Here is a 22,235-nt window from a genome sequence, read left to right as displayed (position 1 = left end):
CGCACCGTCTCAACGCACGCAGAATTTGGGTCCCCGCCTTCGCGGGACGACGCTTCCGGTGTCGCATTTCTGCATCCCGCATGCCTTGACCAGCCTCTGAACCGCTATAATGACGAAATTGACGGTTCATAGGCGGTTCACTCATGTCCAATCAACACGACGACGATAGCGACGTCACCTACCGCAGCGGTGTCGCGGCGCGCCTGGCCGGCCTGTCGGTCGAGACCCTGCGCGTGTGGGAACGCCGCTACGAGCTGTCCGACACGCGCCGCTCCGCGCACGGCCAGCGCCTCTACTCGGCGGCCCAGGTGCAGCGCCTGGGCCTGCTCAAGCAACTGGTCGACCAGGGCCACCCGATCGGCCAACTGGCCCACCTGCCCGTCGAGCGCCTGCGCGAGCTGGCGAATGGCGACGGTGCGGACGACTTGCCGGCCGGCCCGATCGGCGTGGTCGTCATCGGCCTGGGCCTGGCGCGCCGCATCGCCGCCAGCGGGGGCGATGCGCTGCTGCTGGAGGTGCAGGCCAGCTGGTCGCGCTTCGACCAGCCGGCGGCGCAAGCAGAGGCACCGGCGGAACATGGCGGCACCGATGTCCTGCTGGTCGAATTGCCGGAACTGGACGAGGGCGCCGTCCCCATGATCGCGCAGGCGCGCGAGGCCGTCGGCGCGGCCGCCGTGGTGGTGCTGTACCGGTTCTGCTCCAGCGCGACGATCCGTGCGCTGCGCGCCCGCGGCTGGGTGGTGGCGCGGGTGCCGGCCGAGATGGGCGAAGTGGTGCCGCTGTGCCGCCAGGCGCTGGCCGGCCAATCCTTGTCGCCGCACCTGGTGGCCAGGACGTCCGCCAAGTCGCCGGTCGAGCCGCCGGCGCGCCGCTTCGACGACGAGGCGCTGGCCAACATCACGGCGGCCGGCAACCGCCTCGCCTGCGAATGTCCGCGCCACCTGGCCGACCTGCTGCTGATGGTGGGCAGCTTCGAGCGCTACAGCGCCCAGTGCGCCTCGCGCGACGAGGCCGATGCCCGCCTGCACCAGGACCTGGGCCAGGCCGCGGCCCAGGCGCGCGTGGTGCTGGAGGGCGCGATGGAACGGCTGGCGCGGGCCGAAGGCCTGCCGCTGCCGCCGGCGCGCCGTGGGCCGACCGTGCAACACTGAACCGGGATTGCCGCGCCGGAAAATAGGGCTCGACATTTACGTCCGACAATACCGGGCTATAATCCCGTACTTCATCGACGGTTCCCAGCGACCGTCCGCACGACCCAGGGACTGGCCGTCCCGCACCGATGCACCACGCGGACGCACCGCGTTGCCGCCCGCGCCACATGGGCGCCTGCATCCGATTGACTAGATTTCAGGAATTTCATGCCGAACGATCTCATTCCTCCTTTCGAGCCGGAGAACCTTGCCGCCGCCGAAAGCACCGCTGCCGCCGGCCCCGCTGTCAGCCCCGTCTCGCAGCGCATCCGCGCGCGCCTGCAGGCCAGCGGCACCCGCTATTTTGCCAACGACAACATCTCGGCCCACATCGCACCCGGCGAGATCGAGGAACTGGTGGACGAAGTGAGCGGCAAGATGCAGGGCGTGCTGGAAAGCCTCGTCATCGACACCGCCGCTGACCACAACTCGCGCGACACCAGCCGCCGCGTGGCCAAGATGTTCGTCAAGGAAGTCTTCGGCGGCCGCTACGAGCCGATGCCGGCCGTGACGGAATTCCCGAACGTGTCGAACATCGACGAACTGATGGTGGTGGGGCCGATCACCGTGCGCAGCGCCTGCTCGCACCACCTGTGTCCCGTCATCGGCAAGGTCTGGATCGGCGTCGTGCCGAATGCGGAGTCGGAACTGATCGGCCTGTCGAAGTACGCGCGCATCGCCAACTGGATCATGAGCCGTCCGCAGATCCAGGAAGAGGCGGTGATCCAGCTGGCCGACGCGCTGGAAGCCATCATGGCGCCGAACGGCCTGGCGCTGTTCATGGAAGCGGACCACTTCTGCATGCAGTGGCGCGGCGTGAAGGACATGGACGCCTCGATGGCCAACAGCGTCATGCGCGGCGTGTTCCGCGAGGATGCGGCGCTGCGCCGCGAATTCCTCTCGCTCGTCAAGCGCTGATCAAGCGCCGCCGCGCCTTGGCGGCGGTGTCCCTTCCGCCGGCGCCGGCCCCTTGGCCGCGCGCCGGCAGCGTTCGGAGCAGAACTTCACGTTCTCCCAATCGCGCTCCCATTTTTTCCGCCAATTGAACGGCAGCCCGCAGCGCGCGCATGGCTTGCTGGGCAAGTCGGCCTTTTTCCTCATTTTCATCGTCGGTCCTTGCGCACGCCGCGGCATCCCGATGAGCCACGTGCAATGCACGGCGCGCGCACCGGTTCCGGTGCGGCGCGTGTGCGAATGATAGAAGCGGCGGGGTAAATACCACGCACGCTTGGCGGCGTGCGCGCGGCCGCCGACGGTACAATCGAATCATATCGATTCAACAAGGACCGCCATGCGCACGACCGCCGCCTTCCTGCCTTGCCTGCTTGCCCTGGCCTTTGCCCCGGCTCATGCTCAAACCGCGGCCCAGACCGTCGTCAAGATCGGCAGCGCGTCGCCGCTGTCCGGGCCCGGCGCCCACCAGGGCAAGGACATCGAGAACGGCGCGCGCATGGCGGTCGACGACCTGAACGCGAAGCACATCGTCATCGGCGGCAAGCCGGTCAAGTGGGTGCTGCAGGCCGAGGACGACGCCAGCGACCCGAAGCAGGGCACGAGCGTGGCGCAGAAGCTCGTCGATGCGAAGGTGGCGGCCGTCGTCGGCCACCTGAATTCCGGCCCCACGGTGCCGGCCTCGAAGATCTATGCCAGCGCCGGCGTCCCGCAGATTTCTCCTGCCGCGACCACGCCCGTCTACACGCGCCAGGGCTACAAGACGGCCTTCCGCGTCGTCGCCAACGACAATATGGTCGGCAGCGCGCTGGCGAAGTATGCGATCCAGACCTTGAAGGCGAAGCGCATCGCCGTCATCGACGACCGCACCGCGTTCGGCCAGGGCCTGGCCGACGAATTCACGAAGAGCGTCAAGCGGATGAAGGGCGCCGAGATCGTCAGCCGCCAGTTCACCAACGACAAGGCCACGGACTTCAACGCCATCCTCACGCAGATCCGCGCCAAGAAGCCCGACGTGATCTTCTACGGCGGCATGGACGCCGTGGCCGGCCCCATGCTCAAGCAGATGAAGGCGCTGGGCATCGCGGCGAAGATGGTCTCGGGTGATGGCATCTGCTCGGAAAAGCTGCCGGAACTGGCCGGCGACGCGCTCGGCGACGACAAGGTCACCTGCGTGGTGGCGGGCGGCGTCACCGACAAGGAGCAGCCCGCGCTCGACGCCTTCTCCGAACGCTACCGCCAGCGCTACAAGATCCCGCTGCAGACCTATGCGCCGTACGCCTACGACGCGACGATGGTGTTCGCGGCCGCCATGCAGAAGGCGAACTCGGTCGACCCCGTGAAGTTCCTGCCGGCGCTGGCCGCCATCCGCTACCAGGGCGTGACGGGCACCATCGCCTTCGATCCCCACGGCGACCTGCGCGACGCCGCGCTCACGCTGTACACCTACCGCCAGGGCAAGCAGGTCAAGCTGCAGGTCGTGCGCTGATGCGCGGCTTCGACTTCAGTTCCTGGCAGGCCGCGCTGACGACGCTGTTCGGCCTCCTGCTGTTCACCCTGATCGGCGTGGGCATCCGCGTGCTCATGATGCAGACGATCCAGCAGCGCCGCGAGCGCATGAACCGCCAGATCAACGAGCGCCTGCGCACGCTGATCGCGGCCTACCGCACGCTGGGCGGCTCGTTCACGGGCGAGCTGACCGTCGACCCGACCCATCTGCGCGACGTGCGCACGACGGGGCAGGAAGCGGCCGAAGACCTGGGCACGGTGGAAGCACGCGCGGGCTCGGAGCGCTCGCGCCGCATCCGCGACGCGGTCGAAGGCGCGCTGGCCGACATCCTGCTGCTGGGCACCGAGGCGCAGTGCCGCATGGCCGCGCAAGCCGCCACCGACATGGCGGCCGGCCGCCCGATCCACACGGCCGAACTGGTGATCGCGCTGCGCGACTTCATCCGCGAGGCGCTCGACCTGGGCCCCGTGCCCGGCGTCGCCATTCCGCTGCAGGGGCCGACCCGCGTGCAGGGCGGCGGCGCGCGCGGCAGGAACGAAGGGGGCAAGGGCGGCGGTGGTGGCGGTGGTGGAGGGGGCGACGGTGGCGGCGGCGGCCTGGGCGCCGGCCTCGGTCTGGGTCTCGGGCGCCGCGGCGCCGAACACGAGCCGCCGGCGTGACGCCTGCTAGGGCTTGCCGCGCTGCTCGGCGATCAGCTTGCCGATCTGCGAGTCGGCGCCGACCGGTTCCACCAGCAGCACCTGCTGGCGGTTGACCAGCATGCGGTCCGGCCCGTGCGCCTCGCTGCCCCGCTTGACGAGCACGTTGGCGACGGCGCGCGTGTCCGGGTTCTGGCGGGTCTGCACGTAGAACACGTCGCGCAAGGCCAGGTAGCCCGTGGCCGCCCGCTCCAGGCGGCCGAAGTAGACCTGGCCATTCGTCAGCGCGACGGCCTGGTAGCTGCTTCCCTTGTCGGGCACGGCGTCGTGGCGCGTCGATTGCCAGGCGAGGGTGCACAGCGCCAGCGCAATGACGGCAAGTGCGAGCGCCATGATGCGCGCGGCGAAGGTAGGCATGACAACTCCGGTTGGTGGGACAGCGGCGCAGTCTAGCAGAGCCGGCCGGCATGGGAAGCGGGTAGTTGTATCCAAGATGCAATTCCCGATACGTCATTTTCTTGTCATAAAAGCAGTTTAAATTTGACAACACCATCTTTTCCCGGAACGTCGCATGCCCGCTCCTTCGCTCCCCTTCGCGCACCGCACACTGGCCGGCGCCACCTTGCTGGCCCTGGCACTCGCCTGGGGCGCGGCTCCCGTTCATGCGACCCCGTTCACCATCACGGGGCCAGTGACGACGGCGCAGACGCTGGGCAGCGCAAGCGGAGAAAAGGGCAGCATCGCCCTGGGGGCGTCGCTGACGCTGGGCGGCTCGACGGTGGCCGTGGCGATCACGGGCAACAACGCGACGCTCGACAACCAGGGCACGATCGCCCAGACCGGCACGGGACGCGCGATCCGCGACAACAAGGGCGTGACGAACCTGACGATCAACAACGGCAGCAGTACCAACACGGCGGCGACGATGCGCACGGCCGATGCGGACGTCGTCCAGATGAACGTGCCGGCGTCCAGCGTGGTGCTGAACAACTACGGCGCGATGATCTCGACGAATGCGTCGGCGGGCGGGGCCCAGGCCGTCGACTTCTCGGTCGTCACCGGCGCCAACGTCGTCAACAACTACGCCGGCGGCCTGCTGGCGGCCAGCGAGGCGGACGCCGTGCGTCCGGGCGCCAACGGCGTGGTGAACAATGCCGGTACGATCCGTTCGGCGACGGCCAGGGCCGGCACCAGCGACGGCATCGACGGCCAGTCCAATTCGGGCATCCGCGTCGCCAACGCCGCCACCGGCCTGGTCGATGGCGGCCGCCACGGCATCACGGCCGAGCAGGCCACGGCCGGCACGTCGTTCACGCTGGACGTGAGCAATGCCGCGGGCGGCATCATCCGCGGCAACGACGGCGGCGGCATCAATGTGGACGGCTTCAACGCCAGGCAGGTCGTCACGGTCGTCAACCACGGCACCATCAGCGGCAACGGCATCACGGGCGACGGCGACGGCATCGACGTGGACGGCACGGTCGACATCGTCAACACGGGCACGATCCGCTCGCTGAACGCGGTCAGCGCCCCGTCCAGCGGCCTGGCCTACAGCGAGGGCATCTCGGCCGGCGGCGGCCGCATCGTCAATGCCGGCCTGATCGAAGGCCAGGTTGCTGCCGGCAACACGAACGCGGTGGGCCGCGGCATCACGCTGGCCGGCAACGACCTGAGCGGGGGCCTGCGCGAAGGCCTGTACGCGAACGCCACCGTCGTCAACCAGGCCGGCGGGACCATCCGCGGGGCAAGCGATTCCGCCATCGTCGGTTCGGGCGAGGCCAGCGGTTTTACCATTACCATCGACAACCGCGGCGGCGGCGCCATCGTGGGCGGCGGCCGCGCGACTGCGGCGATCCTGACGAAGGCCGACGCCACGGTCATCCGCAATGCCGGCCTGATCGACGGTGGCAGCAGCGGCCAGGCGATCCGCATGGGCAGCGGCATCAATGCGCTGTTCATCGACGGCGGCAACGCCCGCATCATCGGCGACATCGACGGCGGCAGCGGCGGCAAGAACAGCATGACGGTCGATGCGGGCAAGGGCAACGCCTTCGCATACGGCGGCGCGATCTCCCATTTCGCCAGCATCGTGCTCGCGAGCGGCACCTTCGCCCTGCAGGGTGACGGCGCCATCGACCCGGCCGCCACGCTCGTGCTGGCCGGCGGTACGCTCGACGTGGGCGGCCTGTTCGACCGCAAGCAGACCTTTGCCAGCCTGGTGCTCGGGGCCGACTCCACGATCGACTTCGGCGGCACCTCGCTGGTGTTCGACGCACTGGGCGACATCGCCGCCGGCGCGCGCCTGACCCTGACGGGCATTGGGGATGCGGCCGGCTCCGTGCTGCGCTTCCAGGGCGACCTGTCGAACGATGCCAACTTCCAGGCGCTGCTGCGCGTGCTGTCCGTCGGCAGCCTGGCCGTCAACTACCGCTTCGACGGCGTCTACACCAACATCGACCTGGCCGCGGCCGAGGTGCCGGAACCGGGCAGCGTCGCCCTGGTCCTGGGCGGCATGGGCCTGATGGGCGCGCTGGCGCGCCGGCGCTGGCGCAACGCCTGAGCGCCGCGCGCGGCGTCCGGCCCGGCCGTCATGGCCGGGTCACATTCGGTGGCTAGAGTGGGATCCATGAACGGCAACGACCTCCACCTGCGCATGGCCGGGAAACGGATCCTCCTGCTGAGCGTGCCCGCCGGCGCCGGGCATACCCGCGCCGCCGAGGCGATCCGGGCCAGCGCCGCCATCGTCTACGGCGACGCCGACGCCATCCACCTCGACGCGATGGCCTTCGCCACGCGGCGCCTGCGCAAGGTCTACACCGATCTCTACATCCTGCTCGTCAAGCGCGCGCCCGGCTTGTGGAGCCATGTCTACCGCCTCAGCAACGACGCGTGCCCCGACGGCTGGGTCAACCGCCTGCGACGCTGGATCGAACGGCGCGACAGCCGCAAGCTGGTCCACGAGATCGCCGCGCTGGCGCCCAGCGCCATCGTCTGCACCCATTTCCAGCCGGCCGAGATCCTGTCGCAGCAGATCGCGGCGGGGGTGCTGTCCTGCCCCGTCTACGTGCAGGTGACGGACTTCGACCTGCACCGCATGTGGGTCCATCCGCACATCGCCGGCTATTTCGCCGCCAACGACGAAGTGGCGTTCCGCATGCGCGACGCCGGCATTCCCGCCCACCTCGTCCATGTCACCGGCATCCCGATCATGCCGGCCTTCGCGCGCGCGCCGTCGCGGGCCGAATGCGCCCGCGCGCTGGGCCTCGACCCGGCGCTGACGACGCTGCTGCTGATGGGCGGCGGCGCCGGCCTGGGCGGCCTGTCCGGCGTGGCGCAGCGGCTGCTGGCCATTCCCGGCAACTTCCAGCTGATCGTCCTGGCCGGCCGGAACGAGGAAGAACTGGCCGCCCTGCAGCGCCTGGCCGTGCGCCACCCGGGCCGGCTGGCGGCGCTGGGATTCACCGACCAGGTCGAGCGCCTGATGGCCTGCGCCGACCTCGCCATCACCAAGCCGGGCGGCGCCACCACGGCCGAATGCCTGGCGATGGGCCTGCCGATGATCGTCAACGCGCCGATCCCCGGCCAGGAGGAACACAACGCCAACTTCCTGCTCGAGCATGGCGCCGCGCTCAAGGCCTTCGACCTGCAGACGCTCGAATACCGCATCCGCTACCTGATCGCGCACCCCGCCCGGCTGGAGGCGATGCGCGCCAGCGCGCGCGCCCTGGGACGGCCGCACGCCGCCCTGCATGTGCTGGAGACGGTGCTGAACCAACACGAAAGCGACGATGTCCACGTTTGAATTATCTTCTTCCGGCCAGCTCGCGTCGACGCTGCTGGCCGTGCTGGCGGCCGCCTACCTGTTCGCGCGCGTCGAGGTCGAGATCGAGGGGGAGGGCGGCTGGGCCGCCAACCTGCCGACCTGGCGCATCGAGGAGCACGTGCTGCTCGACATCTTCTGGGGCGGCCGCGCGCTGACCGGCTACCACCTGTGGATGTTTTCCTTCATCGGCGTGTTCTTCCACTTCCCCCTGTTCTTCATGGGCGAGTGGTCGTTGCAGCTGGAAGCGCGCGTGATGGCGTCCGTGATGGTGTTCTGGATCGTCGAGGACTTCCTCTGGTTCCTCATCAACCCGGCCTTCGGGTGGCGCCGCTTCAAGCGGGAACACGTGTCCTGGCACAAGCGCTGGGCGCTTGGGGCGCCCATCGACTACTGGATCTTCGGGGCGGCCAGCGTGCTGCTGTTCTGGTACGGCTTCTGATCCTCGCGCCGGCACGTCGCCAGCACGAGCTGGCGCAGCCAGCGGTGCGCGGGATCGGCGTCGAGCCGCGGGTGCCACATCTGCGACACCGTGATCGGCGCCGTCGCCACCGGCAGTTCGAACGCATGCACGCCGGCCGGGCCGGCGGCGCAGAACGACGCCGGCAGCAGGGCCGCCAGGTCGGAGGCGCGCGCGACGGCCAGCGCCGCCGGAAAGCTGGGCACGATGGCGACGACCTTGCGCTCCAGTCCCAGCGCCGCCAGCGCCGCGTCGACCGGGCCGTCGTGGCGTCCGCGGCGCGAGGTCACCACGTGCCCGAGCGCGGCGTACTGCGCCGCATCGACGGGGCCTGCGCAGGCGAGCGGATGGCCGTCGCGCACGACGCCGACGAAGCGGTCGCGGAACAGTGCCTGCAGCCGCACTTCCGGCGCCATCTCGCCCAGCACGCCGATCTCCAGGTCCACGACGCCGTCGCGCAGGGGCGCCGCCGTCTTGTCCGGTTTCGGCGCGAAGCGCAGGCGTACCCGGGGCGCGGCGGCCGCCGCCGCGGCGATCAGGCGGGCCGCGAACACTTCCACGAAACCGTCGTTGGCGCGGATCGTGAAGGTGCGCGCCAGCGTCGCCGGATCCAGCGCCGCCGCGGACGGGCGCAGCACGGCGCGGGCCTCCTGCACCGTGTGCCGCGTGCGTTCGCGCAGCGCCTCGGCATGCGGGGTCAGCACCATCTGCCGCCCGGCCCGCACCAGCAAGGGGTCGCCCGTGGCCGCGCGCAGGCGCGCCAGCGTACGGCTCATCGCCGAGGCGCTCAGGCCCAGGCGGCGCGCGGCCCCGGCCACGCTGCCTTCCGCCAGCAGGCAGTCGAGGGCGACGATCAGGTTCAGGTCGATGTCGGACATGCGCCGATGCTAGCATGCACGGGCCGCGCCGTGACATGGCGCCGCACGCAGGGTGTCATTGCAGCCCGCGCGTCTTCCGCCATGCCGGCCGCGCCGCTATAGTCGACAGCCTGATCGACGCGTGCCCCGGCACGGAAAGGCTGTCATGGAACTGTTCTCCGACATGCCGGGCGACGAAGGCTTGCCCGGCCCCGAGCGCCGCCTGGCGATGATCGCCGTCATGACGGCGACGACGATGGCCGTCCTGGACGGCAGCATGATCAACGTGGCGCTGCCGCAGATCGCCCGCGCGCTGGAGGCGCCGGCGGGCGCCGCGCTGTGGGTGGCCAACGGCTACCTGCTGGCTGTCGCCATGACCTTGGCGATCTTCGCGGCGCTGGCGGCGCGCATCGGCTTCCGGCGCCTGTTCGCCGCCGGCCTGGCCGTGTTCACGCTGGCTTCGCTCGGCTGCGCGCTGGCGCCGTCGCTGGAACTGCTCACGGCGCTGCGCGTGCTGCAGGGCGTCGGCGGGGCGGCGTGCCTGAGCATCGCGCCGGCCATCCACCGGACGATCTTCCCGAACCGCCTGCTGGGGCGCATCCTGGGCTTGAATGCGCTCCTGATCGCCGCGAACACGGCAATCGGTCCCACGCTGGGGGGCGCCATCCTGTCCTGGCTGGGCTGGCCCTGGCTGTTCGCGATCAACGTGCCGCTGGGCGCCATCGGCCTGGCGCTGGGGCTGCGCGCGGTGCCCGACAAGCGGCAAGCGGCCCGTGCGGGCTTCGACGGCGCCGGGGCCGTGCTGTCGGCCGCCGCCATGGGCGCGTTCATCCTGGCCGCGGATGCCTGCGCGCACCTGGGGACGGAGCCGCGGGCAGGACGGACGGCCGCCATGTACGGGGCAATCGCCTTCCTTGCCGGCTGGGCGTTCGTCCGGCGCCAGCGCCGCGCCGCCGCGCCGCTGGTCCCGCTCGACATCTTCGCCACGCCGCGCTTCTCGCTGGCGGCCCTGGCCTCGCTGGCCTCCTTCTTCGGCCAGGGCATCACCTTCGTCGCGCTGCCTTTCCTGTTCCAGGCGGTGTACGCCGATTCGGCGCTGCGTTCGGCCCTGCTGTTCACGCCCTGGCCGATCGGCATCATGCTGGCCGCGCCGCATGCGGGACGCTTGGCAGACCGCTATCCACCCGCCATATTGTCGACGACCGGCCTGGCGCTGCTGGCGGCGGGACTGGCCTGCCTGGCGCTGCTGCCGGCGCAGGCGCAAGCCTGGGACATCGCCTGGCGCAACCTGCTGTGCGGCGTCGGCTTCGGCCTGTTCCAGAGTCCGAACAACCGCGAGATGCTGGGCAGCGTGGCGCGCGAACGCAGCGGCAGCGCATCCGGCATCCTGTCCATCGTCCGCACCTTCGGCCAGTGCTTCGGCACCGCGGTGGTGGGCATCGTCCTGTCGATCTTCGACCGCGACCTGGCCGGCGGCGCGGCGGGCATGCAGGCGATCCGGCTGTGCCTAGCCATCGCCGTGGCGGCGACCGTCATCGCGCTGTGCGTCAGCGCCAGCCGCCTGCGGCGGGCGCCGGCGTGACGATTCAGGCCAGGTCAAGCGCGTGGCGCACGCGCTGGCACAGTTCCTTCGAGGTGCGCGAGATCAGCTCCGGCGGCACGTCGAACTTCGCCGTCAGGCGGTCGTGGTCCTCGAAGCCATAGGACACCATGAACGGGTGCATGCCCGTGTTGACGGCGGCCGTGAAGTCCTTGTGCTCGTCGCCGCAGATGTAGGCGCGCGCGGGGTTGATGCCGAACTGCTCGCGGATGGCGCGGAACTGCGCCGTCTTCTTTTCGCTGAGCGGGATGTGGACGAGGAAGTCCAGTTCGTTGATGTCGATGTCGTGGCGCAGGAACAGCTGGCGCAGCGTCTCGAGCGGCTCGTTGGTGATGTTGCGGGTGACCATGCCGACGACGATGTCGGGCGCGGCGATCAGTTCGCGGATCAGTTCGGGGATGCCGTCGTACAAGGCGGCTTCCTCGCGGTACACGCTGGTGAGGCTCTCGACCAGCCGGGTGCGGCTGTTCTTGCGCAGGTTCTTGCGGATGATCGAGGGGAATTCCTTCAGCCCGCCCAGGTATTTCAGGAGGTTGTGGCGCTTCTGGAAGCGCGCCTCGTCGCCGATGACGAGGCCGTGGCGGGCAAAGGCGGTCTCGATGGCGGAAAACGCGTCGATGGTGGTGCCGTCCGCGTCGAGGATCAGGAGCCGTTGTGTACTGTTATACATATACCTGTCCGATGTTTCTCCCAATCATACAAGCGGCTGTGTTACGGGAGTGTGACAGCCCGGCGACCGTTGCGGTTTTCAAACGTGCGGGAAGGGCTGCCGATCTATGTTGAAATCGGCTCATCTTATCAAGGGAGGCAAGCATGACGGACGAATTCAAGGCGGGCGACAAGGTCGAATGGCATTCCTCGCAGGGCACCGTGCGGGGCACGGTGAAGAAGAAGCTGACGTCGCACACGGCCATCAAGGGCCACGAGGTCGCGGCGTCCGCCGACCATCCGGAATACCTCGTCGTGAGCGACAAGACGGGCGCCGAGGCCGCGCACAAGGGCAGCGCCCTCAAGAAGGTCTGATGCGCATCCTGCTGGTCGAAGACGACCTGTCCCTCGGCGAGACGATCCTCGACTGGCTGCGCCTGGACCAGCACGCGGTGGACTGGGTGCGGCGCGGCGACTCCGCCGAGACGGCGCTGCTGGCGCACCGCTACGATTGCGTGCTGCTCGACCGCGGCCTGCCGGGCCTGTCCGGCGACGCGCTGCTGGCCGCATTGCGCGCGCGCGGCAACCGCGTGCCCGTCATCCTGATCACGGCGTTCGATGCGCTGGCCGACCGCGTCGAGGGGCTGGACCTCGGCGCCGACGACTACCTGGTCAAGCCGTTCGAGCTGGAAGAGATGTCGGCCAGGATCCGCGCGGCCGCGCGCCGCGGCGCCGACCAGCCCAGCAACACCCTCGCGCACGGCGGCATCGCGCTCGACATCGACACCAAGCAGGCCACGCTGGACGGCAAGCCGGTGGCATTGACGGCGCGCGAATACCACGTGCTGTATGCGCTCCTGCTGCGCCGAAGCGGCATCACGACCCGCGCCCAGATCGAGGAGACGCTGTACGGCTGGGGCGAGGAAGTCGAGAGCAATGCCATCGAAGTCTACATCCACAACCTGCGCCGCAAGTTCGGCAGCGACAGCATCGTCACCGTGCGCGGCCTCGGCTACCGGTTGAACGACCATGGCTGACACGATCATGGCCGAAGCGCCTTCGTGGTCGCTGCGGCGCCGCCTGCTGGCCGCCATCGTTTCGGCCAGCATCGTGCTGTGGCTGGCCAGCCTCGGCATCGTCACGGCGATCTCCTGGCAGGAGACGAACGACGTCTTCGACGACGCGCTCGAGGAGGCCGGCACCATGATCATGGCCGCCACCACCGATTGGGACGAGCGCGGGCTGCTGGCCCGGCTGCAGCCTGGAAGGGGCAACGAGGGCAAGGCGCGCAAGGTCGACATGCATTACCAGGTCGTCGTCGACGGCCGCGTGCTGCGGCGCACCGGCGACGCGCCGGAACGACCCTTCGTCTCCGGCTTCGACGACGACCACGGCTTCGCCGATCCCAGGATCGGCGGCAAGCGCTGGCGCGTGTTCGTCGTGCGCGATGCCGCCCGCCGCGCCGAGGTGCAGGTCGGGCAGCGCTACGACGAGCGCTACGACATCCTGGAGGAACTGGCCGAGTCGCTGTGGCTGCCCGTGCTGGGCATGCTGGTGCTGCTGGCGCTCGTGTGCTGGCTGCTGACGGGGCGCGTGCTCAAGCCCCTGCGCAGGACGGCGGCGGCCATCGCCGCCAAGACGCCGGACGACCTGGCGCTGGTGCCCACCTCCGGCCAGGCGCGCGAGATCCTGCCCATCGTGAAGGCGCTGAACGGCGTGCTGGGACGGCTGGACGGCGCGCTGCAGGCCGAGCGCCGCTTCACGGCCGATGCCGCCCACGAATTGCGCACGCCGCTGGCGGGCCTGCACATGCACGTGCAGCTGCTGCAGCGCCAGCATCCGGAGCTGGTCCAGCCGCTGCGCAAGCTGCGCCAGGACACGGCGCGCATGACGGCGCTGGTCGACAGCCTGCTGACGCTGGCGCGCCTGGATCCGCTGGCGCGCGAACACGTGCGGCCGCAACCGGTGGCCCTGATGCCGCTGCTGGAGCGCCTGCGCGCCGACCATGCGCAGGCGGCCGGGGAGCGCGGCATGCAGGTAACGGTGCGCTGCGATGTGGACACGGTCGACGCCGATCCGGCCCTGCTGGAGATTGCGCTGCGCAACCTGGTCGACAATGCGCTGCGTTATTGCCCGGACGGCTGCCGGATCGAGGTGCAAGCCGTACGCATCGACGGCCGCGTGCGCATCGCCGTGCGCGACGACGGCGCCGGCGTCGACGCGGCCACGCGGCAGCGCCTGACGGAGCGTTTTTTCCGCGTGCTGGGGCAGGGCAAGGAGGGCAGCGGGCTCGGACTGTCGATCGTCAAGCGCATCGCCGACCTGCACGGCATCGTACTGGCATTCGGTCCCGGACTGGATGGACGGGGACTCGGTGTCACCCTCGATTTTCCCGTTGCGGGATCTTAAGACCCCATTGGCATCTTAAGATCCCGTTAATGTCCGGACCGTGTAATGCACCCATGCCTGCCGTCCACGACGGCTTTACATCGAGAAAGGACTGATCATGAAACGCATCGTATCCCTCACCGCCATCGCCACCCTGTGCGCCGCCGCTGCCTTTGCCCATGCTCAATCTACCGGCTACGTCGGGCCATCGACCAAGGCCGCGCCGTCGGCTGGCTACACGGGCCCGTCGAACGTGCCCCTGATGACGGCCAAGGACTTGCTGGCCAAGGGCAAGGACGACCAGCAGGTGCGCCTGCAAGGCAAGCTGGTCGGCCACAAGGGAGGAGACAACTACGAGTTCGCCGACGCCAGCGGCCGCATGACGGTCGAGATCGACGACGAACACTTCCCGCAGGGCGTCAAGGTCGACCAGAACACGACCGTGGAGCTGGTGGGCGAATTCGACAAGGAACTGGTCGGCGAATCGACGCTCGACGTCGACCAGCTGAAGGTCGTGACGCGCTGACGCGGCCTCAGGCCGGGCGCGCTTCCAGCACGGCGTCCACCCATTGCAATGCGACGGGTTCGCCCTCGCGCGCATGCAGCCAGGCGAAGCCGGCGCGCAACGCGTCGTCCACCAGGTGGCGGTCGCTGCGTGCGGCCGTCTCCAGGTGGGCGAGGCCTTCGCGGCGCTGTTCGCCCAGCAGGATGCGGCCGTAGACATAGGACGCGCGCGGGAACGGCCCGCCCGGCTGGCGCAGCAGGTGTTCCAGCACGGGCTTGGCGGCTTGCGGCGTCTCGAATTCGGCTTTCAGCAGCGCCATCTCCTGCAGCTCGTGCAGGGGCAGCGCGGCCAGCGCGGCGCCGTTCAATGCGCGCAGGCGCGCCAGCGAGCGCGTCGCGTGGCGGTGGCGCTCGCCCCAGCCGGATGCCTGTTCCTTCCACCAGTCCGCATCGAACTCCTCGGCCAGGCGCTCGCCGAAGGCCCCCAGCAGGGCCGTGGCGGCGCTGCGCTGCACGGGTTGCGGCAGGGCGGGCGGCTGGCCCAGTGCCTCCACGCGGTCGCGCAGGCAGGGGTGGGTGTCGTCCGCGTTCGAATCGCGCCGCCAGGCCGCTTTCAGGGCGTCGCCGCTCGCCCATTCGTCGTGGCTCATGCGGAACGCCGTCCCCATCGCCTTGTAGGGAAGGAAAGCGGGACGCTCGCGCGTGTCGGCCTGGCGGTACAGCGTGCTCCAGAAATCGCGGTGGAACCAGTCGCCCAGCAGGCTGCTGCGGATCAGGCTCGAGGCGGCCGCCGGCGCGCCCGCCATCTTGACGGATGCCTGGTCGGCCTCGTACTCGTTCTGGCGCGACAGCACGAAGGTGTAGGCGCTGAAATAGGGGAAGAAGGCGTGCAGCGCCCTGGCCATCAGCATGTGCGCGAACGAGGCCTCGACCGTGCTTTCGACGCGCGCCAGCACCTCGGCGAACAGCAGGCGCTGGCGGTAGATCCAGGCGCCGGTGCGGCCGTGGGCGCCGCAGATGTGGCCGTATTCGTGGGCGACGATCGCCAGCATCTCCGACGTGCTCTGGCCGAACATGAACGGCAGCCCCACCACCAGGTAATTGACGCTGGGCCCGACCAGGCCCCAGCGCGGGCGCTGGGCGATGCAGGCGTTGTAGTCGCGGTCGATCAGTACGTGGTGGATCGCCGGGCCGCCGAGTTTCGCGCGCATCTTGTCCAGCAGCTCGAACAGCACGGGCGCCTCGTTGCGGGCGATCTCCCGGCCTTCGGGCGGCGGCAGGCGCATCAGCATCGTGCGCAGCGTGACCCAGAACACGGGCAGCGTCACCAGCCCCAGCGCGCAGGCGGCGAAGGCGATGCGGCTGGGCCCATGCGTGCGCGCATGCACGACGGCCCAGCCGAACAGCAGCAGGATGGCGAGCAGGGCGAGGAACAGGGCGACGTAGGCCGCTACGCTGATGAAGAGTACCTTGAGGCGGAAGGCGCGCGGCGCGTTCGCCGCCTGGGTGTCGAGGCGGGCGACGAGCCAGCCGAATTCTTCATTGGTCACGGGAGGTCCTGGTTGCTGTCGTAGGCATCCAGGAAATTCTATGTGGAAATCTTACTTCTTGGGCAAATTGTAAACATTCCGGCTGTTGCGGCGCATGGATGTCGTTTTTTTGTGAACAATGTCGACATGGACATGCGCTCCGGACGCAGCGGAATCGCCCGGAGCGCGGCGGACATCAGTCGCCGACCACGTGCCATGCGTTCATGACCTTGTCGCCGGTCTTGTCGCCCGGCTTCTTGTCCTTCACGAAGGTGTACAGCGGCTTGCCCTTGTAGGCCAGCTGCTTGCTGCCGTCGTCGCGCGTGACGGCCGACCAGGGGACGGCGACCTGGGCGTCGCCGGCCGGCACCGGCGGCCAGTTCTCGGCGCAGCGGTCCGTGCAGGCGCTCTTGCCGCTGTTGGCGGTGTCCTTGTCGAAGGTATAGACGGTCATGCCCTTGCCGTCGACCAGCACGCCATCGGATTTCTTGAGCGGCACCGTGTCGGCGGCGTGGGCGGGCAGGGAGAGCAGGGCGATCAGGCAGGCAGAAGCAAGGCTAAGCGATTTCATGGAAGTCTCCTGTGAAAAATTCAGTGCACATACAGCGGGTCCGGGTTGCCCGGCCATTGTAGAGCAGGGGCGCCGGGCCCGCCGTGCGGTCCCGCTCTACCAAATGGCAGGCGCCGCCTTTCGAACTTGTAACGCGCGCGCATGGCATGATCCTCTACACTGTCCCCGAGACAACGTATTCGTTGTCGACGACGTTCGGGAAGGAGAGCGTGCAGCATATGAAACATGTAACCCTCCGCCAAATCAAGATCTTCGAGAGCGTGGCGCGCAACCTGAGTTTTTCGCGTGCCGCAGAAGACCTGCATCTGACCCAGCCCGCTGTATCGATGCAGATCAAGCAGATGGAAGGCCTGGCCGGCTTGCCGCTGTTCCGCCATAACGGCAAGCGCATCTCGCTGACCGAAGGGGGCAGCCTCGTGCTGCGCCATTGCCAGGTGATCCTGGCCGACCTGCGCGCCGCCGAGCAATCGCTGGCCAATCTGCTGAGCGGCGGCGTCCAGCATTTGCGGATCGGCCTGATCACGTCCGGCAGCCGGCTGTTCCCGCACCTGATCCATTCCTTCGTGCAGCAACACACCGCCGTCGATCTCGACATGAAGGTGGGTCCGCGCGCGCAATTGATCGAGATGCTGCGCAACGAACAGATCGACGTGGCCGTGATGGTGCGCGCCCCCGACCTGCCGCAGATGGTGGCGCAGCCGTTCGCCGACCACCCGTTCGTGCTGGTGGCGGCGCCTACCCATGCGCTGGCCGGGCAGCGCGCCATTCCCCTGGCGCGCATGGGCGCCGAATGCCTGATCGTGCGCGAAACCGGTACCGATACCCGCATCGTGGCCGACGACGTCTTCCTCGGCCAGGCGGCCGCGCCCCGCTATATGGAGCTGGGCACCAGCGAAGCGATCAAGCAGTCGGTGATGGCGGGCCTGGGCGTGGGCCTGCTGTCGGTGCACGAGGTCGACGCCGAGGTCCGCTCCGGACAACTGCAGCTGCTCGACGTGCAGGGCTTTCCTCTGCTGCACCGGTGGCAGGTGGTCCACTCCGGCGAGCGCCCTTTGCCGCCGGCGGCGCGCGAGTTCCGCCAGTTCCTGCTGGCCGACGGCGGCGCCATCGTGGCGGCCCTGGCGGGCCATTGAGGGCGGGGTCATCCCGCCAGCCCCTGCCAGACCAGCGCCGCGTTCAGGGCCACGATCGCGCCCGTGGCGAGCGACGCCGTCCACGTCAGCCGGCGGCAGGCGGCGAACCGTCCCATCACCGAAGGCCGCGCCGACAGCACCACCAGCGCGACCAGCGGCACCGGCAGCACGAGGCTCAGGACGATCTGGCTGTCGACCATCGCCTTCATCGGATCGCCGGCCATGCACACGGCCACCGCCGGCACGGCCGTGACGAGGCGCCGCGCCAGCAGCGGAATGCGCACGCCGACGAAGCCCTGCATGATGTGCTGGCCGGCCAGCGTGCCGACCACCGAGCTGGAAATGCCGGATGCCAGCAGCGCCACCAGGAACAGCAGCGCCGCGCCCGTTCCCAGCGCCGGCGCCAGCGTGCGGTAGGCGGCCTCGATGTCGGCGATGCCCGGCGCGTTCTTGCCGAAGGCGGTCGCCGCCATCGCGACCATCGCCATGTTCACCAGGCCGGCCAGGCCCAGGGCGATGACCACCTCCCGGTTCGAAAAGCGCACCAGCCGCCAGCGCTCGCCGTCGTTGCGGGCCGGCGCGCGGCCCTGCGTCAGTCCCGAATGCAGGTAGATCGAGTGCGGCATGATGGTGGCGCCGACGATGCCCACGGCCAGCATCAGGGCATGCTCTCCGTGCAGCTGCGGCACCACGGCGTGGAACAGGGCGGCATGCCAGTCCGGCGGGGCGATCGCCAGCTCGGCGAGATAACTGAGGCCGATCACCGCGACCAGCGCCGCGATCGCGATCTCCAGCGGCCGGAAGCCGCGCGCATCCAGCGACAGGATGGCGAAGGTGACGATGCCCGTGACGAGCAGGCCCCAACCCAGCGCCACGTGGAACAGCAGCGAGATGGCGAGCGCGCCGCCCATGAACTCGGCCAGGTCGGTGGCCATGGCGGCGATCTCGGACCCGATCCACATGCCGATCACCACAGGGCGCGGGAACGCGTCGCGGCACAGCTCCGCCAGGCTGCGGCCGGTGACGATGCCCAGCTTGGCCGACATCGCCTGGAACAGCATCGCCACCAGGCTGGCCAGCACCACCACCCACAGCAGTTCGTAGCCGTAGGTGGAGCCGGCCTTGATATTGGTGGCGAAGTTGCCCGGGTCCATATAGGCCACCGAGGCGACGACCGCCGGTCCGGCGAAGGCCAGCAGCGAGCGGATGCTGCGTCGGGAGCGGTGCGGGCGGTCGAGGCTGTCGCGCATGAGCGCGACGGTGTCGGCGGTGGTCATGGGGCGGGTCCTTTCAGGCGATCACGTCGCGGCGGTCCTTCAACTTGTGGATCACGTCGAGCGTGGCGTCGTCGACGCGCAGGTGCTCGCGCACCAGCTGGCGCGGCGTGTTCGCGAGCCACTGCGACAGCGTCACTTCCGAAAAATGGTCGGACTTGAACAGTTCCAGGAACACGAGGTCGGTCGTGCCCGTGTTCTTGATGTAGTGGCCGAGGTTCTTCTCCACATAGCCGACGTCGCCCGGATTGAAGTTGACGGTCTGCGCGGCCGGGCCGGTATTGAAGACGGTCATGGTGCCGCTGCCCTTGATGAAGTACTGCCATTCGTCGGCATCCGGATGCCAGTGCATCTCGCGCAGGCCGCCCGGACGCAGCGTCACCATCGCCGCCGCCACCGTCTTCGAGACGGGGAAGTTGCTGCTGTCGACGATGCGCACCTCGCCGCCGGGCTGGCGCAGCGTGGGCGCCATGGAGCTCATGCGGAAGATGAACGGGTGGTCCGGGCGGCCGTTCGAGGAGGCCGCGTACACCTGGTCCGGTTTCAGCGGACCGGGCTTGGCGCCCTGGTAGATCCACAGCTGCTCGAGCGGGATGTCCTTGAACTTCTCGGCCGGCACGCCGAAGTTCTGCGCCAAGATCTCGGGCGGCGTGTGCGCCAGCCAGTCGGACACCATCAGCGTATTGAATTCGCCGGCCGCGCCGTTGTCGAAGGCGAGCACGAATTCGCCGCCGTTCTCGCCCAGGCCCTGCAGCGAATGGGGCAGGCCGGGCGGGAAGTACCAGAGGTCGCCGGCGCGCACGTCCGACACCTCGGCGCGGCCCAGCGCATCGATGGTGGTGATGCGCACCTCGCCGCTGACCATGATCGCCCACTCGGCCTGCTGGTGCCAGTGCAGCTCGCGCACGCCGCCCGGCCCCAGGCGCATGTTCACGCCGGCGATGTCCTTCGAGATCGGGAACGCCTTGGTCGTCACCTCGCGCGCCCAGCCGCCGTTCTGGATGCGCTTGTGCGCCAGGTTGAACGAGGCCCAGGGAATCGCCATGCCGCCCACGTCGGTCGGCGGCGGGTTGGCGAACGCCGGCATCGTGTCGCGCAGCTGGGCGAACTGCGGCCCCGGTTCGGCGTTCGCGATGGCCGAGGAATTGATGGCGCCCTGGGGTGGATTGTCCGGATTGCCGAAGGTGGGGCCGAGTTGGGCCGCCTTGGCGGCGGCGGTGGCACCGAGGGCGACGGCGCCGGCCGCGGCGCCGGCAAGTACGCTGCGACGTTTGAGGTCGGTCATGTTCATTCTCCTGAAGGCCGGGTGCGCCAACGGCACCCGATAGAACACATGCTAGGACGCAAGTCGGCGCAGCGATATTCACGAATTCTTGGGAGCAACCATAAGAAGCTTTGATGGTCCGCCGAATCGTGCACAGGGAAAAACGTGGTAAGCGGGAAATTGTTACCTCATCCGTAACAAAGAGTTCGATCCAGTCCTATTTTTCGTACTCATCCGCACGACTATGATGAGTTCCACAGCAAATCGCTCATCCGGCGATCGAAGGCGCCGCCCGTAAGGCGGACGGCGCCACGCTGCACCACTGTCTGAACTGGAGCCCGACATGAAAACCGCACTGATTCTTCCCGTATTGCTCGCAAGCACCCTGGCAGCCGGCGTTGCCGGTGCCGCTCCCCAGCCGCTCGAAGTCATCGGCAGCAGCGCGCCGCAACAGGCGGCGGTCGACAAGGTCATCGTCGTTAACGATGCGACCCGCTACGTCAACGTGACCGGCGGCTCGACCGTCCGCTTCGTCGTCGGCGACCGCTCGTTCACCTGGAACTTCCAGACCGGCACCGAGCAGGTGATCCCGTTCGACCTGCAACGCATCGCACCGGAGGGCGTGCTGAACCACAAGGTCACCACCTACGTGTCGACCAATCCGCTGTACCTGAATAACTGATCCGGAAAGGCCGGCGCCCGCCTGCGGTAAGATGGCGGACTTATGCGCAAGGATCTCGACTACGGCCTGTTGCACGCGATGAATGCGTTCGTGCACGTACTGGACGGCGGCAGCTTCACGGCCGCCGCCGAGCACATGGGCGTCACCAAGGCCCAGGTCTCGCGCCTGGTCACCTTGCTGGAAAACCGGCTGCAGACCAAGCTCCTGTACCGCACCACGCGGCGCCTGGCCCCGACGGGTGTCGGCGAACGCTACGCCGCGCAATGCAAGGCGATCCTCGACATGGTGGCGCGCGCCGAAGGGGAGGCCAGCGGTGCGGGCCAGTCGGCCGGCCGCCTGCGCGTGATGAGCATGACGGCCTTCGGCAACCGCTACGTGGCGCCGCTGGTCGCCGCCTACTGCACGGACAATCCGCGCGTCACCATCGAATACAGCTCGTCGCAGAACCCGCCCGACCTGCTGGCCGAGGGCATCGACGTCAGCGTCTACCTGGCCCAGTACCTTCCCGATTCCGCCCTGGTGGCGCTGAAGCTGGGCCAGATGGTCTCGGTGCTGTGCGCCGCGCCGGACTACCTGGCGCGGCGCGGCGTGCCGCAGCATCCGCACGACCTGTCCCGCCATACCTGCCTGCGCCTGGTCAATTCCTCGGTCACGTCCTACTGGGAACTGGACGACGGCGCCGAACACGTCAAGCTCGACCCCGAAGGCCCGCTGGTCGGCAACGCCGCCGAAGTGGTGCTCGACAGCGCCCTGCGCGGCCTGGGCATCGCCATGCTGCCGCTGTACAGCGTCGTCGACGACCTGCGCCGCGGCACCCTGGTGCAGGTGCTGCCCGCGTGGCGCTCGCCCGAGATCGGCATCTTCGCGCTGCTGCCCTCCGGACGCTTCGTGGATGCGAAGACGCGGGCGTGGATCGACTTGCTGAAGCAGGAATTGCCGCGTGCGGTGGCGCGGGACATGGCGTTCTTCGATTGAGGGAGTGCGCCGGAAGCGCGCCGGAAAACAAAAACGCCACCCGAAGGTGGCGTCTTGCTGTACTGCAGAATTCTTGGTGGCCCGGGGCGGAATCGAACCACCGACACAAGGATTTTCAATCCTCTGCTCTACCAACTGAGCTACCAGGCCAAGAGAGGCATGATTATAGCCAGCACTTTGCGGTATCGCAAGTCCTGAACAGCAATTTTTTGCGATCCAGGGGCTATGGGCCGTCCGGGAG

At 68.9% G+C, this 22,235-nt stretch carries 23 protein-coding genes and 1 tRNA gene; 15 read left to right on the top strand and 9 right to left on the bottom strand.

Annotation, left to right across the window (positions count from 1 at the left end):
* The first annotated feature begins 143 nt into the window (after window positions 1–143).
* Together QPK32_RS16765 and folE are read left to right on the top strand one after the other, a co-directional pair.
* Window positions 144–1,151, top strand: coding sequence for a MerR family transcriptional regulator (locus tag QPK32_RS16765; RefSeq protein ID WP_290413933.1), 1,008 nt, complete (start codon window positions 144–146; stop codon window positions 1,149–1,151).
* Between the two features lie 207 nt (window positions 1,152–1,358).
* The gene (gene folE / locus QPK32_RS16760; RefSeq protein ID WP_290413932.1) at window positions 1,359–2,108 is read left to right on the top strand and encodes a GTP cyclohydrolase I; all 750 of its coding nucleotides are present in this window, start codon (window positions 1,359–1,361) and stop codon (window positions 2,106–2,108) included.
* On the opposite strand, the gene QPK32_RS16755 is transcribed toward folE, so the two are convergent.
* Complete coding sequence (locus tag QPK32_RS16755; protein ID WP_308632584.1) at window positions 2,109–2,291, bottom strand: DUF2256 domain-containing protein; 183 nt, start codon at window positions 2,289–2,291, stop codon at window positions 2,109–2,111.
* A 190-nt stretch (window positions 2,292–2,481) separates the two neighbouring features.
* Between QPK32_RS16755 and QPK32_RS16750 the strand changes: the two genes are divergently transcribed.
* Together QPK32_RS16750 and QPK32_RS16745 are read left to right on the top strand one after the other, a co-directional pair.
* Window positions 2,482–3,630: a branched-chain amino acid ABC transporter substrate-binding protein gene (locus tag QPK32_RS16750; protein ID WP_290413930.1), complete on the top strand. Its 1,149-nt coding sequence runs from the start codon at window positions 2,482–2,484 to the stop codon at window positions 3,628–3,630.
* On the top strand, window positions 3,630–4,310 hold the full coding sequence (locus QPK32_RS16745; protein ID WP_290413929.1) for a hypothetical protein: 681 nt from the start codon (window positions 3,630–3,632) through the stop codon (window positions 4,308–4,310). Before QPK32_RS16750 ends, QPK32_RS16745 begins: the two co-directional genes overlap by 1 nt.
* 6 nt (window positions 4,311–4,316) lie before the next feature.
* Here QPK32_RS16745 and QPK32_RS16740 read toward each other — a convergent pair whose 3' ends face one another.
* Window positions 4,317–4,706 carry a hypothetical protein gene (locus QPK32_RS16740; RefSeq protein ID WP_290413928.1) on the bottom strand — a complete coding sequence of 130 codons (390 nt, stop codon included), beginning with the start codon at window positions 4,704–4,706 and terminating at the stop codon, window positions 4,317–4,319.
* 154 nt (window positions 4,707–4,860) lie between these two features.
* On the opposite strand from QPK32_RS16740, the gene QPK32_RS16735 reads away from it, so the two are divergent.
* The 3 genes from QPK32_RS16735 (at window position 4,861) to QPK32_RS16725 (ending at window position 8,551) form a co-directional block, all read left to right on the top strand.
* The gene (locus tag QPK32_RS16735; RefSeq protein ID WP_290413927.1) at window positions 4,861–6,849 is read left to right on the top strand and encodes a PEP-CTERM sorting domain-containing protein; all 1,989 of its coding nucleotides are present in this window, start codon (window positions 4,861–4,863) and stop codon (window positions 6,847–6,849) included.
* A gap of 66 nt (window positions 6,850–6,915) precedes the next feature.
* The gene (locus tag QPK32_RS16730) at window positions 6,916–8,091 is read left to right on the top strand and encodes a glycosyltransferase (protein WP_290413926.1); all 1,176 of its coding nucleotides are present in this window, start codon (window positions 6,916–6,918) and stop codon (window positions 8,089–8,091) included.
* The gene (locus QPK32_RS16725; RefSeq protein ID WP_290413925.1) at window positions 8,078–8,551 is read left to right on the top strand and encodes a hypothetical protein; all 474 of its coding nucleotides are present in this window, start codon (window positions 8,078–8,080) and stop codon (window positions 8,549–8,551) included. The genes QPK32_RS16730 and QPK32_RS16725 overlap by 14 nt, the downstream gene beginning before the upstream one ends.
* On the opposite strand, the gene QPK32_RS16720 is transcribed toward QPK32_RS16725, so the two are convergent.
* The gene (locus QPK32_RS16720) at window positions 8,500–9,447 is read right to left on the bottom strand and encodes a LysR family transcriptional regulator (protein WP_290413924.1); all 948 of its coding nucleotides are present in this window, start codon (window positions 9,445–9,447) and stop codon (window positions 8,500–8,502) included. The two genes, QPK32_RS16725 and QPK32_RS16720, sit on opposite strands and share 52 nt — an antisense overlap.
* Before the next feature lie 145 nt (window positions 9,448–9,592).
* Here QPK32_RS16720 and QPK32_RS16715 point away from each other — a divergent pair, with 145 nt between their 5' ends.
* A complete protein-coding gene (locus tag QPK32_RS16715; RefSeq protein WP_290413923.1) occupies window positions 9,593–11,008 on the top strand; it encodes an MFS transporter in 1,416 nt (471 codons plus the stop codon).
* A gap of 4 nt (window positions 11,009–11,012) precedes the next feature.
* Here the strand turns inward: QPK32_RS16715 and QPK32_RS16710 are convergent, their stop codons facing one another.
* The gene (locus tag QPK32_RS16710; RefSeq protein ID WP_290413922.1) at window positions 11,013–11,696 is read right to left on the bottom strand and encodes an HAD family hydrolase; all 684 of its coding nucleotides are present in this window, start codon (window positions 11,694–11,696) and stop codon (window positions 11,013–11,015) included.
* Window positions 11,697–11,839: 143 nt separating this feature from the next.
* Here QPK32_RS16710 and QPK32_RS16705 point away from each other — a divergent pair, with 143 nt between their 5' ends.
* From QPK32_RS16705 to QPK32_RS16690, 4 genes are all read left to right on the top strand, one after another.
* Complete coding sequence (locus tag QPK32_RS16705; RefSeq protein WP_290413921.1) at window positions 11,840–12,049, top strand: DUF2945 domain-containing protein; 210 nt, start codon at window positions 11,840–11,842, stop codon at window positions 12,047–12,049.
* Window positions 12,049–12,711: a response regulator transcription factor gene (locus QPK32_RS16700; RefSeq protein ID WP_290413920.1), complete on the top strand. Its 663-nt coding sequence runs from the start codon at window positions 12,049–12,051 to the stop codon at window positions 12,709–12,711. The genes QPK32_RS16705 and QPK32_RS16700 overlap by 1 nt, the downstream gene beginning before the upstream one ends.
* Window positions 12,704–14,083: an ATP-binding protein gene (locus QPK32_RS16695; protein ID WP_290413919.1), complete on the top strand. Its 1,380-nt coding sequence runs from the start codon at window positions 12,704–12,706 to the stop codon at window positions 14,081–14,083. The genes QPK32_RS16700 and QPK32_RS16695 overlap by 8 nt, the downstream gene beginning before the upstream one ends.
* A gap of 97 nt (window positions 14,084–14,180) precedes the next feature.
* A complete protein-coding gene (locus QPK32_RS16690; protein ID WP_290413918.1) occupies window positions 14,181–14,588 on the top strand; it encodes a YgiW/YdeI family stress tolerance OB fold protein in 408 nt (135 codons plus the stop codon).
* A 7-nt stretch (window positions 14,589–14,595) separates the two neighbouring features.
* On the opposite strand, the gene QPK32_RS16685 is transcribed toward QPK32_RS16690, so the two are convergent.
* Both QPK32_RS16685 and QPK32_RS16680 read right to left on the bottom strand, forming a co-directional pair.
* Entirely contained in the window at window positions 14,596–16,116 is a 1,521-nt protein-coding gene (locus QPK32_RS16685; protein WP_290413917.1) for a M48 family metallopeptidase, read from the bottom strand.
* A 175-nt stretch (window positions 16,117–16,291) separates the two neighbouring features.
* On the bottom strand, window positions 16,292–16,666 hold the full coding sequence (locus QPK32_RS16680) for a hypothetical protein (RefSeq protein WP_290413916.1): 375 nt from the start codon (window positions 16,664–16,666) through the stop codon (window positions 16,292–16,294).
* Between the two features lie 218 nt (window positions 16,667–16,884).
* On the opposite strand from QPK32_RS16680, the gene QPK32_RS16675 reads away from it, so the two are divergent.
* Entirely contained in the window at window positions 16,885–17,799 is a 915-nt protein-coding gene (locus QPK32_RS16675) for a LysR family transcriptional regulator (protein WP_290413915.1), read from the top strand.
* Between the two features lie 8 nt (window positions 17,800–17,807).
* Here QPK32_RS16675 and QPK32_RS16670 read toward each other — a convergent pair whose 3' ends face one another.
* Together QPK32_RS16670 and QPK32_RS16665 are read right to left on the bottom strand one after the other, a co-directional pair.
* Entirely contained in the window at window positions 17,808–19,076 is a 1,269-nt protein-coding gene (locus tag QPK32_RS16670; RefSeq protein ID WP_374046760.1) for an Nramp family divalent metal transporter, read from the bottom strand.
* 13 nt (window positions 19,077–19,089) lie between these two features.
* Complete coding sequence (locus QPK32_RS16665) at window positions 19,090–20,358, bottom strand: cupin domain-containing protein (RefSeq protein WP_290413914.1); 1,269 nt, start codon at window positions 20,356–20,358, stop codon at window positions 19,090–19,092.
* Window positions 20,359–20,680: 322 nt separating this feature from the next.
* Here QPK32_RS16665 and QPK32_RS16660 point away from each other — a divergent pair, with 322 nt between their 5' ends.
* Together QPK32_RS16660 and QPK32_RS16655 are read left to right on the top strand one after the other, a co-directional pair.
* On the top strand, window positions 20,681–21,019 hold the full coding sequence (locus QPK32_RS16660) for a CzcE family metal-binding protein (RefSeq protein WP_290413913.1): 339 nt from the start codon (window positions 20,681–20,683) through the stop codon (window positions 21,017–21,019).
* Window positions 21,020–21,061: 42 nt separating this feature from the next.
* Entirely contained in the window at window positions 21,062–21,994 is a 933-nt protein-coding gene (locus QPK32_RS16655; protein ID WP_290413912.1) for a LysR family transcriptional regulator, read from the top strand.
* 74 nt (window positions 21,995–22,068) lie between these two features.
* Here QPK32_RS16655 and QPK32_RS16650 read toward each other — a convergent pair.
* Window positions 22,069–22,144 (bottom strand) — tRNA-Phe (locus tag QPK32_RS16650).
* Between the last annotated feature and the right edge of the window lie 91 nt (window positions 22,145–22,235).

The sequence above is a fragment of the Massilia sp. YIM B02763 genome, assembly GCF_030412015.1.
In the GTDB taxonomy this organism is placed as follows: domain Bacteria; phylum Pseudomonadota; class Gammaproteobacteria; order Burkholderiales; family Burkholderiaceae_D; genus Telluria.
This window is presented reverse-complemented; position numbering and strand designations above follow the sequence as displayed.

Bases quoted from the DNA above. Each gene is read 5' to 3' on its own strand.
- QPK32_RS16755 (WP_308632584.1), bottom strand. From the start codon at position 2,291: ATGAGGAAAAAGGCCGACTTGCCCAGCAAGCCATGCGCGCGCTGCGGG.
- folE (WP_290413932.1), top strand. From the start codon at position 1,359: ATGCCGAACGATCTCATTCCTCCTTTCGAGCCGGAGAACCTTGCCGCC.
- QPK32_RS16740 (WP_290413928.1), bottom strand. From the start codon at position 4,706: ATGCCTACCTTCGCCGCGCGCATCATGGCGCTCGCACTTGCCGTCATT.
- QPK32_RS16655 (WP_290413912.1), top strand. From the start codon at position 21,062: ATGCGCAAGGATCTCGACTACGGCCTGTTGCACGCGATGAATGCGTTC.
- QPK32_RS16735 (WP_290413927.1), top strand. From the start codon at position 4,861: ATGCCCGCTCCTTCGCTCCCCTTCGCGCACCGCACACTGGCCGGCGCC.
- QPK32_RS16750 (WP_290413930.1), top strand. From the start codon at position 2,482: ATGCGCACGACCGCCGCCTTCCTGCCTTGCCTGCTTGCCCTGGCCTTT.
- QPK32_RS16680 (WP_290413916.1), bottom strand. From the start codon at position 16,666: ATGAAATCGCTTAGCCTTGCTTCTGCCTGCCTGATCGCCCTGCTCTCC.
- QPK32_RS16675 (WP_290413915.1), top strand. From the start codon at position 16,885: ATGAAACATGTAACCCTCCGCCAAATCAAGATCTTCGAGAGCGTGGCG.
- QPK32_RS16695 (WP_290413919.1), top strand. From the start codon at position 12,704: ATGGCTGACACGATCATGGCCGAAGCGCCTTCGTGGTCGCTGCGGCGC.
- QPK32_RS16670 (WP_374046760.1), bottom strand. From the start codon at position 19,076: ATGACCACCGCCGACACCGTCGCGCTCATGCGCGACAGCCTCGACCGC.
- QPK32_RS16745 (WP_290413929.1), top strand. From the start codon at position 3,630: ATGCGCGGCTTCGACTTCAGTTCCTGGCAGGCCGCGCTGACGACGCTG.
- QPK32_RS16710 (WP_290413922.1), bottom strand. From the start codon at position 11,696: ATGTATAACAGTACACAACGGCTCCTGATCCTCGACGCGGACGGCACC.
- QPK32_RS16720 (WP_290413924.1), bottom strand. From the start codon at position 9,447: ATGTCCGACATCGACCTGAACCTGATCGTCGCCCTCGACTGCCTGCTG.
- QPK32_RS16660 (WP_290413913.1), top strand. From the start codon at position 20,681: ATGAAAACCGCACTGATTCTTCCCGTATTGCTCGCAAGCACCCTGGCA.
- QPK32_RS16725 (WP_290413925.1), top strand. From the start codon at position 8,078: ATGTCCACGTTTGAATTATCTTCTTCCGGCCAGCTCGCGTCGACGCTG.
- QPK32_RS16730 (WP_290413926.1), top strand. From the start codon at position 6,916: ATGAACGGCAACGACCTCCACCTGCGCATGGCCGGGAAACGGATCCTC.
- QPK32_RS16705 (WP_290413921.1), top strand. From the start codon at position 11,840: ATGACGGACGAATTCAAGGCGGGCGACAAGGTCGAATGGCATTCCTCG.
- QPK32_RS16665 (WP_290413914.1), bottom strand. From the start codon at position 20,358: ATGACCGACCTCAAACGTCGCAGCGTACTTGCCGGCGCCGCGGCCGGC.
- QPK32_RS16765 (WP_290413933.1), top strand. From the start codon at position 144: ATGTCCAATCAACACGACGACGATAGCGACGTCACCTACCGCAGCGGT.
- QPK32_RS16715 (WP_290413923.1), top strand. From the start codon at position 9,593: ATGGAACTGTTCTCCGACATGCCGGGCGACGAAGGCTTGCCCGGCCCC.
- QPK32_RS16690 (WP_290413918.1), top strand. From the start codon at position 14,181: ATGAAACGCATCGTATCCCTCACCGCCATCGCCACCCTGTGCGCCGCC.
- QPK32_RS16700 (WP_290413920.1), top strand. From the start codon at position 12,049: ATGCGCATCCTGCTGGTCGAAGACGACCTGTCCCTCGGCGAGACGATC.